Here is a 12,485-nt window from a genome sequence, read left to right as displayed (position 1 = left end):
TGCAGAGAAGGAGAAACGCGATGACCAACCCCTTCGACAACCCGGACGGCACGTTCCGCGTGCTGGTCAACGACGAGGGCCAGCACAGCCTGTGGCCGGACTTCGTCGACGTCCCCGCCGGCTGGGAGAGCCGCTTCGGCCCGGACACCCGAGCGGCGTGCCTCGATTACGTCGAGCGGTCGTGGACGGACATGCGGCCGGCGAGCCTCGTCCGCGCGATGGGCGGCTGAGCGTGGCCACCACCGCCGGTCTGCGCGTCGCCTTCTTCGGCTTCGGTACGTGGGGTTCCCGCACCCTGCAGGCGCTGCTCGACTCGCACCACGAGGTCGTCCTCGTCGTCACGCACCCACCGAGCGACGGGGCGTGGGAACGGATCTGGAACGACTCGGTCGAGGATCTGGCGCGCTCGGCCGGCGTGCCGGTCCTGCTCCGCAACCGGCCCGACGACGCCGACCTGCAGGTGCGCCTCAAGGAGGCCGACCCCGACGTCATGGTCGCGGTGAACTGGCGGACGCTGATCCCGTCCGAGGTGTTCTCGTTACCGCGGCTCGGGACGCTGAACGTCCACGACTCGCTGTTGCCCCGGTACGCCGGCTTCGCTCCGCTGAACTGGGCGCTGATCAACGGCGAGACCCAGGTCGGCGTGACGGCCCATCTGATGGACGCCGAACTTGACGCCGGTCCGATCGTCCTGCAGTGGGCCGTCCCGGTCGGTGCGCAAGACACCGCCGTCGACCTGTTCCACGCGACGGTGAAGCTGTTCGGCCCGATCACGGTGGCGGGGCTGGACCTGATGGCGGACGGTCGCACGGACTTCCCGACGCAGGACCGCAGTTCGGCGACGTTCTTCCACAAGCGGGCCGACGAGGACAACCGCATCGACTGGACCTGGCCGGCGCGCGACATCGTCAACCTCGTGCGCGCGCAGCCCGACCCGTACCCGAACGCGTGGACCTACCACCGCGGCGAGCGGCTCTCGGTCCTCAAGGCGTCCGTGTCCGAGAAGCGCTACGGCGGGACGCCGGGCCGCATCTTCTTCCGCGAGGGCCCCGGGGTGGCGATCGTCGCCGGCTCCGAGGCTCGGCGCGGGCAGAACCTCGCCGTGGTGATCGAGACCGTCCGCACCGCAGCGGGGGAGACGCTGCCCGCGCTCGAGTACTTCACCGCGATGGGCGGCTACCTCACCGACCGGCCGTGACGTCCGTGTCGATCGTCTGGGCCGACCCGGTCGAGGTCCCGGCGTCGATGCGCGGACTGCTCGACGCCGGGGAACGGGCCCGCCACGACGCCCTGCTCCGGCCCGCCGACCGGCAGCGGTTCCTCGCCGCGCACGCGCTCACGCGGCTCGTGCTCGGCGCGGTCCTCGACACCGACCCCGCGGCGCTGGCGTTCGTCCACCGCTGCGCCACCTGCGGCGGCCCCCACGGCAAGCCCGCGCTCCGGCAAGAAAGGGTGTCACCCTTTCTTGACATCGGTCGGACGGAGTTCTCGGTGAGCCACGCGGGGGACCGGGTCGTGGTCGCGGTCGCGGAGGTGCCGGTGGGCGTCGACGTCGAGACGACGGGGACGGCGCTCGACCCCGCGGAGCTCGCGGCGGTCGTGCTCGCCCCGGCCGAGCGACGGGCCCTCGCCGAACTCGCGCCGGGCGAGCGCCCGGCCGCGCTGCTGCGGACCTGGGTCCGCAAGGAGGCCGTGCTCAAGGCGACCGGGCGCGGGCTCGCGGTCCCGCCCGACCGCATCGAGCTCACGGCGCCCGGGGCCCCGCCGGAGCTGGTGGCCTGGCGGGCCGACGACGACCCGGGTCCCGTCGCGCCGGCCGACGTCGACCTGGGCCCGGGCTGCGTCGCGGCCGTGGCGGTTCTCGCGGCGACCGCACCGGAGGTCCAGGTCCGACGCTGGACCGGTCGGCGGACGTTCGCGGGGGCGCCGGCGGGGTAGGGCGGGTTCGACAGGGGCGGCGGCGGGGCGCCGCAGCAGAACACGGGGGTGAACGTGCGACGGGTGCTGACCCTGATCGCCGGACCGGCGCTGGTGATCGGCCTGGTGGCCGGGTGCGGTGGCGGGAACGAGGCGACGTCCGGCTCGTCCGGCCCGATGTCGATCGCGGTCACGCCGGCGGCGGATGCCCGGAGCGTCGGAGCGGGCGCCACGGTGAAGGTGACCGGGTCCAACGGCCGGCTCACCGAGGTCCGCGTCACCGACGGCAAGGGCGACCAGCTCGACGGGAAGTACGCACCGGACCGCACGGCCTGGAGTTCCACCGTTCCCGTGAAGGTCGGCACGCGGTACACCGTCCACGCGTGGGGCGAGGGCGCCGACGGGGCCCCGGCGGAGAAGGTCACGCGCTTCGCCACCACCGAGGTGAAGGCCTCGGACACCCTGGAGATCGCGTCGGTCCAGCCGGCGAACGGCGCCAAGGTCGGCATCGGCCACCCGCTGATGGTCACCTTCAACCAGCCGGTGTCCGACCGAAAGATCGTGCAGAAGGCCCTCCAGGTCCGCACGACGCCACCGGTCGAGGGAGCCTGGTACTGGATCGACGACGTGACCGTCGACTACCGCCCGGAGAAGTTCTGGCCGGCCGGGACGACGGTGACGCTCGCGGCGAAGCTTCAGGACGTCAAGGTCGGCGCGGACGTTCTCGGCGGCGCCAACCGCACGTCGCGCTTCACCGTCGACCGGGCGCAGATCATCACCGTCGACGTCGACCAGCACACGCTGACGGTCGAGCGCGACGGCAAACCGCTGAAGACCTACGACGTCACCACCGGCAAGAAGGGCTGGGAGACCCGCACCGGCACGAAGATCGTCATGGACAAGGAGCGCAACAAGAAGTGGACCGACGAGGCGATCGACGCCCCGGAGGACTACGAGTACAAGTCCAAGTACGCCCTGCGGATCACCAACAGCGGTGAGTTCCTCCACGACGCCCCCTGGAACAAAGGGAACATCGGCGAGGCCAACACCTCGCACGGCTGCATCGGGCTGCTGCCCGAGGCCGCGGAGTGGCTGTACCGGAACATCGTCGTCGGCGACCCGGTCGTGGTCGTGGGGTCCTCGAAGCCGTTCGACGACCTGATCAACCGCGTCGCGGACTGGACCGTGCCCTGGGAGAAGTGGAAGGCCGGCAACACCGACCAGGCCTGACCACCCGCCCGTGATCCGGGCCACAACCGCCGCGCCATTACGCTTCCGGCATGCCGGATCGCCTCGAACTGCTGCCCGCCGTCGACGTCGCCGACGGCCAGGCCGTCCGCCTGGTCCAGGGTGAGGCCGGGTCGGAGACCTCCTACGGCGACCCGCTCGCCGCCGCGCTCGCCTGGCAGTCCGCCGGCGCGGAGTGGATCCACCTGGTCGACCTCGACGCCGCCTTCGGTCGCGGGTCGAACCGCGAACTCCTGCACGAGGTGGTCGCCAAGCTCGACGTCAAGGTCGAGATGAGCGGCGGCATCCGGGACGACGAGTCCCTCGAGGCGGCCATGGCCACCGGGTGCGCCCGGGTGAACATCGGCACCGCCGCGCTGGAGAACCCCCAGTGGTGCGCCCGCGCGATCGCGCGCTGGGGCGACCGGGTCGCGGTCGGCCTCGACGTGCGTGGCACGACGCTCGCCGCCCGCGGCTGGACGAAGGAGGGCGGCGACATCTGGGAGGTGCTCGCCCGCCTCGACTCCGAGGGCTGCGCGCGCTACGTCGTCACCGACGTCACCAAGGACGGGACGCTGAAGGGCCCGAACCTCGACCTGCTCCGCGAGGTGTGCGCCCGCACCGACAAGCCGGTGGTCGCGTCCGGCGGTGTCTCCAGCCTGGACGACCTGCGCGCGATCGCCACCCTGGTACCGCTGGGCGTCGAGGGCGCGATCGTCGGCAAGGCGCTCTACGCGCAGGCGTTCACCCTCGAAGAGGCGCTCGCCGCCGTGGCCGCGGTCTGATCCTCCGAAAGCTGAAGGAGCGTCAGATGGGTGTCGCGGTCCGGGTCATCCCGTGTCTGGACGTCGACGCCGGCCGCGTGGTCAAGGGCGTCAACTTCCAGAACCTGCGCGACGCCGGCGACCCGGTCGAGCTCGCGAAGCGCTACGACGCCGACGGCGCCGACGAGCTGACGTTCCTCGACATCACCGCGTCGTCCAGTGACCGGTCGACGACCTACGAGGTCGTGTCCCGCACCGCCGAGCAGGTCTTCATCCCGCTGACCGTCGGGGGCGGCGTGCGGACCGTCCAGGACGTCGACAAGCTCCTGCGCGCCGGCGCCGACAAGATCGGCGTCAACACCGCGGCCATCGCACGGCCGGCGCTGATCGCCGAGATCGCCGACCGCTTCGGCAACCAGGTGCTCGTGCTCTCCATCGACGCGCGCCGCTGCCTCCCCGGCGACCCTCCGACCCCCTCGGGGTTCGAGGTGACCACCCACGGGGGCCGGAAGGGCACGGGCATCGACGCGATCGAGTGGTGCCGCCGCGGCGCCGAGCTCGGCGCCGGCGAGATCCTGCTCAACTCCATGGACGCCGACGGCACCAAGGACGGTTACGACCTTGAGATGCTCCGTCAGGTCCGCGAGATCGTGAACGTGCCCGTCATCGCCAGCGGGGGAGCGGGCAAGGTCTCCGACTTCGCCCCCGCCGTCGCCGCCGGCGCGGACGCCGTCCTCGCCGCGAGCGTCTTCCACTTCGGCGACCTGCGGATCGGCGACGTCAAGGACGCCCTCCGCGCCGCCGGCCACCCGGTGCGCTGACCGCACCGGGCGCCGGAACGCCGTCAGGACAACAAGTCTGACGTCACGTCAGAACGTGCGCTCGCCGTTCTTGGCGATGCCGAGGCGGGGGAACTGGTCCGCGATCTCGGCGGCGAGCTCGAGGTAGGCCTGGTACGCGCCCTTGCCGAGCTGGGAGAGGTCGATCTGGCCACCCTCGGCGAGGTGCGGGTCGTAGGGGACCGCGACGACGGCCCGGGTCCGCTTGGCGAAGTGGCTGATGATCTCGTCCAGGTGGACCGTCGCCGCCTGCGGCCGGACCGAGGTGACGACCGTGACCGACTCGCGGGCGAGCTCGGCGTAGTTGTGCGCCTCCAGCCAGTCCAGGGTCGCCGACGCGCTGCGCGCACCGTCGAGGGACGCGGAGGAGACGATGACGACCTGGTCGGCCTTGGCCAGCACCCCGACCATCGCCGAGTGCAGCAGACCGGTGCCGCAGTCGGTGAGGATCAGGTTGTAGAAGCGCTCGAGGATGTCGCTGATGATCCGGTAGTCGTTCTCCGAGAACGCCAGCGAGGCGAGCGGGTCCGACTCGGAGACGAGCACCTCGAGGCGCGAGTCGGCCTGCGCGGTGTACTCGCGAACCGCGGAGTACCGGTCGAGCTGCGCGCTGCGGGCGACGAAGTCGCGCACGGTGGTGCGTGCCTGGCCCGGCACGATCTTGTCGCCGAGCGTGCCGCGGTCGGGGTTGGCGTCGATGGCGATGACGCGGTCCCGGCGCAGCGAGGCGAACATCGAGCCGAGCGCCGCCGCGGTCGTCGTCTTGCCGACGCCGCCCTTGAGCGAGATGACCGCGAGCCGGTGACAGCCCGGGATCTCGGTGCGGACGCGCTCCTCGAACTCCATCCGCTCGCGCTCCTTGGAGCCCGGGCCGAGGTTGACCAGGCCACCGGTCGCGGCGAGCACGCCCTTGCGCCAGCCCTTGGACGGCGGCTTCTTGCGCTGCTTGAGGACCTTGTCCGCGGTGAGGCTGTCCGCGGTCAACTTCTCCGTGCTCACCGGCAGGTTGCGGGCCGGCGGACGGTTCGCGGACGCCGCGGCGGGAGCCGCCGTGCGCGTCGCGGGCCGCGGCGGGTTGTGCACGGGCAGCTGGATGTCACCGGTCGCCTGCTTCGCGTCGTAGTCCTTGAACGGCTCGCCGGTCGGCTGCGCGCTGCGCGCGGGCCGGTTCGGCCGCGCGCCCTTGACCGGAGCCTTCGGCAGCGGGGCCGACGCGGGCGCCGGAGCCGACGGCGCGGCGGACGCCGGCGCGGACGCCTGCGGCGAGGCCTGAGCTGCGGCCTGAGACGGGGCCTGAGCCGGCGCCGCCTGGGCCGGCGGCTGGACCGCGGCCGGGGAGGTGGCGGCGAGCGGGGTGGGCGGGGCCGGGGCGGCGGGCGCCTCGGCCTGGCTCGGCAGGCCCGAGCCCGGAGCCGGGAACCCCTCGAACTTGCGGGTCGGCGGGTCGATGCCGCCGCCGCCGAGCGAGCCGGGCGGGAACGGGGACGCGTTCGGGTCGCCGGGCCGCAGGGCGTCGTAGTCCAGGTTCAGCGCGGCCGCACGCCGGCGCAGCTCGGCGCTGCTCGGCAGGCCGGTGGCGTCGGGGGCCGGGTCGCCCTTGTACTCCTCGGGCGAGAGACCGAGCTGGTCGTAGATCCAGGTGCTGTCGTTGGGGTCCCGCTCGCCGCCCGGGGCCGGCAGGTCCGTCGTCGAGGTGCGCGGCGCACCGGCCGCCGCACCCTTGCCCGTGCTCTGGCCCGTGCTCGCGCCCGAACCCGCCCCCGCCGGTCCGCCGGAGTTCGACGGCGCCGCAGCGGAGGCCGGGGGCGCGTTCTTGCTCGCGCCCTCGTTCTTGGCCGTGTTCTGCTGCGCCGGGTTCTCGCTCGGCGTGGTCATCGCGGCACCGCCCTCCGTGGGATCGTCCCCACCCCTGCCTCGGGTCTGGTCACTGAGCGCGACCGAGACCGAAGCATGATCCCACGCAATGTCCCAGTCTGTGGGCGGCTCCAACCGATGCCTGGCCATGATTCGAGCGCCTCCGCGAGAGGTTCGGGGCGATATGTACGGGCGTGGGTGAATCGCGCGTGCGGCGGCGGACGCCGGATGAGGACCATGCTCACATCTCGGACAGCCCGAATCGGGCTAAGCGCCGGGGTGTGTCTTCCGGTGCGGAATCCTCCTGGTGATCAGTGCTCCACGGAGCGTGACGGGAAACCGGAACGACGGCGAATTGGGCGGCGGGGCAGAATTCCGTCCCATGCCCTCGAAGTCCGCTCTCGACCCCGCGGTCGCCGCCCTGCTGCGCCGCGACTCCGCCGGCCTGGTCCCCGCCGTGGCCCAGCAGTGGGACACCGGCGAGGTGCTCATGGTCGGCTGGATGGACGACGAGGCGTTGCACCGCACGCTGACCACCGGCCGCGTCACCTACTTCAGCCGCAGCCGGCAGGAGTACTGGACCAAGGGCGAGACGTCCGGCCACCGGCAGTGGGTGCACTCGGTCGCGCTCGACTGCGACGGTGACACCGTCCTGGTCCGCGTCGACCAGGAGGGCCCGGCCTGCCACACCGGCACCCGGTCCTGCTTCGACGACTCGCGCGCCCTCGCCGCGGTGACGATCCCCGCCGACGAGCGCCCGAAGGTCGCGTCGTGACGCGGCTGACCGGCGAGATCGTCCCCGACCTCGACACGTTCCGCGCGCTCGCCGCCGACCGGAAGGTCATCCCGGTCTCGCGGCGCCTGCTCGCCGACGGCGAGACGCCGGTGGGCCTCTACCGCAAGCTCGCGGCCGAGCGCCCCGGCACGTTCCTGCTCGAGTCGGCCGAGCACGGCCGCGTGTGGGGCCGCTACTCGTTCGTCGGGGTGGCGGCGCCCGCGATGCTCACCGAGTCCGACGGCGTCGCCCGGTGGGTCGGTGGTCCGCCCGCCGGGGTCCCCACCGAGGGCGACCCGCTGCAGGTCCTGCGCGGCACGGTCGAGGCGCTGCGGACGCGACCCACCGACCTTCCCGGCCTGCCGCCGCTGACCGGCGGCCTCGTCGGGTTCATCGGGTACGACGCCGTGCGACGGCTGGAACGCCTGCCGGAGAAGGCGGTCGACGACCTGCACCTGCCCGAGCTCGCGATGCTGCTCGCGACCGATCTCGCCGTCCTCGACCACGAGGACGGCTCGGTGGTCCTCATCGCCAACGCCGTCAACTGGGACGGCAGCGACTCCGGCGTCGACGCGGCGTACTCCTCCGCGTGCGAGCGCCTGAGGGCGATGACGGCGGACCTCGCGCGCCCCATCGGCTCGAGCGCCGCGCACCTCGACTGGGACGGCACGGTCGACTACACGTCGAACACGACCCGCGAGGACTACATGGCCGCGGTCGAGCGTGCCGTCGAGGAGATCCACGCGGGCGAGGCGTTCCAGGTCGTCGTCAGCCAGCGGTTCTCGATGTCGACCTCGGCGAGCGCGCTCGACATCTACCGCGTGCTGCGGCTGACCAACCCGAGCCCGTACCTGTACCTGCTGCGCTTCCCGGGCCCGGACGGCGGCGCCGAGGGTGGCTTCGACGTGGTCGGCTCCAGCCCCGAGGCCCTGGTCAAGGTGCAGGAGGGCCGGGCGATGATGCACCCCATCGCCGGGAGCCGCCCGCGCGGCTCGACGCCCGAGCACGACGTCGAGCTGGGCGTCGAACTGCTGGCCGACCCGAAGGAACGCGCCGAGCACCTGATGCTGGTCGACCTCGGCCGCAACGACCTGGGCCGGGTGTGCGCGCCCGGCAGTGTCGAGGTGGTCGACTTCATGTCGGTCGAGCGCTACTCGCACATCATGCACATCGTCTCGACGGTGGTCGGACGGCCGAGCGAGGACCGCACGGCCTTCGACGTGCTCGCCGCGTGCTTCCCGGCGGGCACGCTCTCGGGCGCGCCGAAGCCGCGCGCGATGGAGATCATCGAGGAGCTCGAGCCGACCCGGCGCGCGCTCTACGGCGGCGTCGTCGGCTACCTGGACTTCGCCGGTGACCTCGACACCGCCATCGCGATCCGCACCGCGCTGCTGCGCGACGGCGTCGCGTACGTGCAGGCGGGCGCGGGCATCGTCGCCGACTCCGACCCGGCGACCGAGGACCAGGAGTGCCGGAACAAGGCGGCCGCGGTGCTGCGGGCGGTCGCGGCGGCGGAGACGCTGCGACCGGTCACCTGAGGGCGGCGGTCGTGAACTCTCGCCGCGAGGCCGGGCTCGCCCTGCTCGGTGGCATCGGCGGCGCCGTGCTGACCCTGTTCGCCGCCAGTCGCCCCTGGGCCGACGGACAGGCCGTGCAGGGCACGTTGCGCGCCCCGCTGGAGGTCAGTGGCGGCTCGCTCGTGCCGGTCGTGCCTGCCCTCGGACTTGCCGCGCTGGCGGGCGTCCTCGCCGTGCTCGCGACGCGCGGCTGGGCGCGCGCGGTCGTCGGTGCCGTCCTCGCGCTCTGCGGTCTCGTCGTCGCCGGAGCCGCGCTGGCACAACGGGATCCGGACTCCGGCGAGCTCGCGCGCCGGGCCGGTGACGCCCTCGGCACGGCGACCGCGACGGCCACCGGCGGCGGCACCGCGTGGCCGTGGCTCGCTGTCGTCGGCGGGTTGCTGATTGCCACCGCGGGTCTCGCCACCGCCGCCCGCGGCCGCGGTTGGCCGGCGATGTCGTCGCGCTACGAGCGGCCGGTGGGCGGCGAGGAGTCGGCGGTGCGCGCGCCGTCGCACCCGCGTCGCACTGCGGAAACTCCGCTCGATCAGTGGCGTGCGATCGACCGTGGCGAGGACCCGACCGATGGGCCGGTCCAGAGCACGGAGTGACGCGGACTACGATCTGCCCAACGTCGCCGCCGCTCTTCGGGCGACCGGCGGGAACCGATCTGGAGAGGGGAACCGTCCTGGTGTCCGTGCTCGACGAGATCCTCAGCGGAGTTCGCGAGGATCTGGCACAGCGCCAGGAGGTCGTCACCCTCGACGCGCTCAAGGAACGCGCTGCGCGCATGGCCGAACCGCGCGACGCGCTGGCGGCCCTGCAGGTGCCCGGCGTCGGCGTCATCGCCGAGGTGAAGCGCTCCAGCCCGTCGAAGGGCGCGCTGGCCGCGATCGCCGACCCGGCCCGCCTCGCCGCGGACTACGAGGCCGGTGGCGCTGCGGTGATCAGCGTCCTCACCGAGAAGCGGCGCTTCGGTGGTGAGCTCTCCGACCTCACCGCCGTGCGGGCCCGCGTCGACGTGCCGATCCTGCGCAAGGACTTCATCTTCTCCAGCTACCAGCTGTGGGAGGCACGCGCGCACGGCGCCGACCTGGTGCTGCTGATCGTCGCCGCGCTCGAGCAGAACGCGCTGATCTCGCTCATCGAGCGCACCGAGTCCCTCGGCATGACGCCGCTGGTCGAGGTGCACACCGAGGAGGAGACGCACCGCGCGGTCGACGCCGGCGCGAAGCTCATCGGCGTCAACGCGCGCAACCTCAAGACGCTCGAGGTCGACCGGGACACCTACGGCCGCCTCGCGCCGCTGATCCCGGACTCCATCGTCACGATCGCCGAGTCCGGCGTGCGCGGCCCGCACGACGTCATCGAGTACGGCCGCCAGGGCGCGGACGCGGTGCTCGTCGGCGAGAGCCTCGTGACCGGTCAGGACCCGCAGGCCGCGGTGCGTGACCTCGTCGCGGCGGGGGCGCACCCGGCGCTGAAGAAGGGCCGGCACTGTGGCTGAGCCGCAGGCTTCCCGCCGCGAGGTGCACTGTGGCTGACGCCGCAGTGGTCCCTGACGAGCACGGTCTCTTCGGCGAGTACGGCGGACGGTTCGTCCCCGAGGCGCTGATGGCGGCGCTGGACCAGCTGACCGCGGAGTTCGCGGCGGCGCAGGCCGACCCGAACTTCCGGGCGGAGCTGGCGGGTCTGCTCGGCAGCTACACCGGCCGGCCGTCGCCGATCACCGAGGTGCCGCGGTTCGCCGAGCACGCCGGCGGGGCGCGGATGATCCTCAAGCGCGAGGACCTGAACCACACGGGCTCGCACAAGATCAACAACGTCCTCGGCCAGGCGCTGCTGACGCGACGGATGGGCAAGACGCGCGTCATCGCCGAGACCGGCGCGGGTCAGCACGGCGTCGCGACCGCGACCGCGTGCGCGCTGCTCGGCCTCGACTGCGTCGTGTACATGGGCGAGGAGGACACCAAGCGCCAGGCGCTCAACGTCGCCCGGATGAAGCTGCTGGGCGCCGAGGTTCGCCCGGTGACCACCGGCAGCCGCACGCTGAAGGACGCGATCAACGAGGCGCTGCGCGACTGGGTCGCGAACGTCGACAACACGCACTACCTGCTCGGCACCGTCGCCGGCCCGCACCCCTTCCCGTACCTGGTGCGCGAGTTCCACCGCGTCATCGGCCAGGAGGCGCGGGCGCAGGTGCTCGAGCTGACCGGCGGACTGCCCGACGCGGTGTGCGCGTGCGTGGGCGGCGGCTCGAACGCGATCGGCATCTTCTACGACTTCATCCCCGACGCCGACGTGAAGCTGTTCGGCTTCGAGGCCGCCGGGGACGGCGTCGAGACCGGTCGCCACGCGGCGACGATCACCGGCGGTGCTCCGGGTGTCCTCCACGGCGCGCGCTCGTACCTGCTGCAGGACGAGGAGGGGCAGACGATGGAGAGCCACTCCATCTCCGCCGGCCTCGACTACCCGGGCGTCGGACCCGAGCACGCGTGGCTCGCCGACACCGGCCGTGCGACGTACCGCGCGATCACCGACACCGAGGCGATGGACGCCTTCAAGCTGCTGTGCCGCACCGAGGGCATCATCCCGGCGATCGAGAGCTCGCACGCCCTCGCCGGTGCGCTCGTGGTCGGCCGCGAGCTGGGGCCCGACGCCACCGTGCTCGTCAGCCTCTCCGGGCGGGGGGACAAGGACGTCGACACCGCCGCCGCATGGTTCGGGCTCGTCTGATGAGCAGGGTGGCCGAGGCGTTCGCGAAGGCGACGGCGGAGAACCGTGCCGCGCTCGTCGGGTACCTGCCCGCGGGCTTCCCGACCCAGCAGGGCGGGATCGACGCGCTCACCGCGATGGTGGGCGCCGGCGTCGACGTCGTCGAGGTCGGGCTGCCCTACAGCGATCCGGTGCTCGACGGCCCGACGATCCAGCAGGCCGCGGACCGCGCCCTCGCCGGGGGCACCCGGATCAAGGACGTGCTCGCGACCGTCGAGGCCGTCGCGGCCACCGGGGCGGCGACCGTCGTCATGACCTACTGGAACCCGGTGCTGCGCTACGGGGTCGAGCGGTTCGCCGCGGACCTCGCCGCCGCCGGGGGAGCGGGCCTGATCACCCCGGACCTGACGCCGGACTCAGGTGCGGACTGGCTCGCCGCCTCCGACGCCCGCGACCTCGACCGGATCTTCCTCGTCGCGCCCTCGTCCTCGCCGGAGCGCACCGCGATGACGGTGAAGGCCTGCCGCGGATTCGTCTACGCCACCGCGGTCATGGGCGTCACCGGTGCTCGCGAGCAGACCTCCGAGGCCGCCCCGCCGCTGGTCGCGCGGATCAAGACGATCATGCGGGAGAACGGCGTCGAGCTCCCCGTCGGTGTCGGGCTCGGCGTCTCCAACGGGACGCAGGCCGCCGAGGTCGCGAGCTACGCCGACGGCGTCATCGTCGGCTCGGCGTTCGTACGCCGTCTGCTCGACGCGCCCGACGTCGCGACCGGCGTCGCCGGCTGCGCGGAGTTGGCCGCCGACCTCGCCGCGGGTGTCCGCGCCCGGCGGTGAGC

At 73.0% G+C, this 12,485-nt stretch carries 13 protein-coding genes; 12 read left to right on the top strand and 1 reads right to left on the bottom strand.

The features are described from left to right. Positions 1 to 20 precede the first annotated feature (20 nt). From ABD401_RS10435 to hisF, 6 genes are all read left to right on the top strand, one after another. Positions 21 to 230 (top strand): MbtH family protein, encoded by a 210-nt coding sequence (locus tag ABD401_RS10435; RefSeq protein ID WP_344604363.1) that lies wholly within the window; start codon positions 21 to 23, stop codon positions 228 to 230. 20 nt (positions 231 to 250) lie between these two features. Next, on the top strand, positions 251 to 1,198 hold the full coding sequence (locus ABD401_RS10430; RefSeq protein WP_344604477.1) for a methionyl-tRNA formyltransferase: 948 nt from the start codon (positions 251 to 253) through the stop codon (positions 1,196 to 1,198). Next, positions 1,195 to 1,938 (top strand): 4'-phosphopantetheinyl transferase family protein, encoded by a 744-nt coding sequence (locus ABD401_RS10425; RefSeq protein WP_344604361.1) that lies wholly within the window; start codon positions 1,195 to 1,197, stop codon positions 1,936 to 1,938. Before ABD401_RS10430 ends, ABD401_RS10425 begins: the two co-directional genes overlap by 4 nt. A 63-nt stretch (positions 1,939 to 2,001) precedes the next feature. Continuing rightward, entirely contained in the window at positions 2,002 to 3,147 is a 1,146-nt protein-coding gene (locus ABD401_RS10420) for a L,D-transpeptidase (RefSeq protein ID WP_344604360.1), read from the top strand. 50 nt (positions 3,148 to 3,197) lie between these two features. Further along, entirely contained in the window at positions 3,198 to 3,929 is a 732-nt protein-coding gene (gene priA / locus ABD401_RS10415) for a bifunctional 1-(5-phosphoribosyl)-5-((5-phosphoribosylamino)methylideneamino)imidazole-4-carboxamide isomerase/phosphoribosylanthranilate isomerase PriA (RefSeq protein WP_344604358.1), read from the top strand. 26 nt (positions 3,930 to 3,955) lie between these two features. Then, positions 3,956 to 4,729, top strand: a complete 774-nt coding sequence (gene hisF, locus ABD401_RS10410; RefSeq protein WP_344604356.1) for an imidazole glycerol phosphate synthase subunit HisF — start codon at positions 3,956 to 3,958, stop codon at positions 4,727 to 4,729. A 48-nt stretch (positions 4,730 to 4,777) separates the two neighbouring features. Here the strand turns inward: hisF and ABD401_RS10405 are convergent, their stop codons facing one another. Beyond that, a complete protein-coding gene (locus ABD401_RS10405) occupies positions 4,778 to 6,622 on the bottom strand; it encodes a nucleotide-binding protein (RefSeq protein WP_344604354.1) in 1,845 nt (614 codons plus the stop codon). A 361-nt stretch (positions 6,623 to 6,983) separates the two neighbouring features. Between ABD401_RS10405 and hisI the strand changes: the two genes are divergently transcribed. From hisI to trpA, 6 genes are all read left to right on the top strand, one after another. After that, positions 6,984 to 7,376, top strand: a complete 393-nt coding sequence (gene hisI / locus ABD401_RS10400; protein WP_344604352.1) for a phosphoribosyl-AMP cyclohydrolase — start codon at positions 6,984 to 6,986, stop codon at positions 7,374 to 7,376. Further along, on the top strand, positions 7,373 to 8,914 hold the full coding sequence (locus tag ABD401_RS10395) for an anthranilate synthase component I (RefSeq protein ID WP_344604350.1): 1,542 nt from the start codon (positions 7,373 to 7,375) through the stop codon (positions 8,912 to 8,914). The genes hisI and ABD401_RS10395 overlap by 4 nt, the downstream gene beginning before the upstream one ends. An 11-nt stretch (positions 8,915 to 8,925) precedes the next feature. After that, the gene (locus ABD401_RS10390; protein WP_344604348.1) at positions 8,926 to 9,543 is read left to right on the top strand and encodes a Trp biosynthesis-associated membrane protein; all 618 of its coding nucleotides are present in this window, start codon (positions 8,926 to 8,928) and stop codon (positions 9,541 to 9,543) included. An 80-nt stretch (positions 9,544 to 9,623) separates the two neighbouring features. Further along, positions 9,624 to 10,439: an indole-3-glycerol phosphate synthase TrpC gene (gene trpC, locus ABD401_RS10385; protein ID WP_344604346.1), complete on the top strand. Its 816-nt coding sequence runs from the start codon at positions 9,624 to 9,626 to the stop codon at positions 10,437 to 10,439. A gap of 29 nt (positions 10,440 to 10,468) precedes the next feature. Next, positions 10,469 to 11,668: a tryptophan synthase subunit beta gene (gene trpB, locus ABD401_RS10380; RefSeq protein ID WP_344604344.1), complete on the top strand. Its 1,200-nt coding sequence runs from the start codon at positions 10,469 to 10,471 to the stop codon at positions 11,666 to 11,668. Next, positions 11,668 to 12,483, top strand: coding sequence for a tryptophan synthase subunit alpha (trpA, locus tag ABD401_RS10375; protein ID WP_344604342.1), 816 nt, complete (start codon positions 11,668 to 11,670; stop codon positions 12,481 to 12,483). The genes trpB and trpA overlap by 1 nt, the downstream gene beginning before the upstream one ends. The last annotated feature ends 2 nt before the right edge of the window (positions 12,484 to 12,485 follow it).

The organism is Sporichthya brevicatena, assembly GCF_039525035.1.
GTDB lineage: Bacteria > Actinomycetota > Actinomycetes > Sporichthyales > Sporichthyaceae > Sporichthya > Sporichthya brevicatena.
Note: the sequence above shows the minus strand (reverse complement) of the source record. Positions and strands in the feature narration are given on the sequence as shown.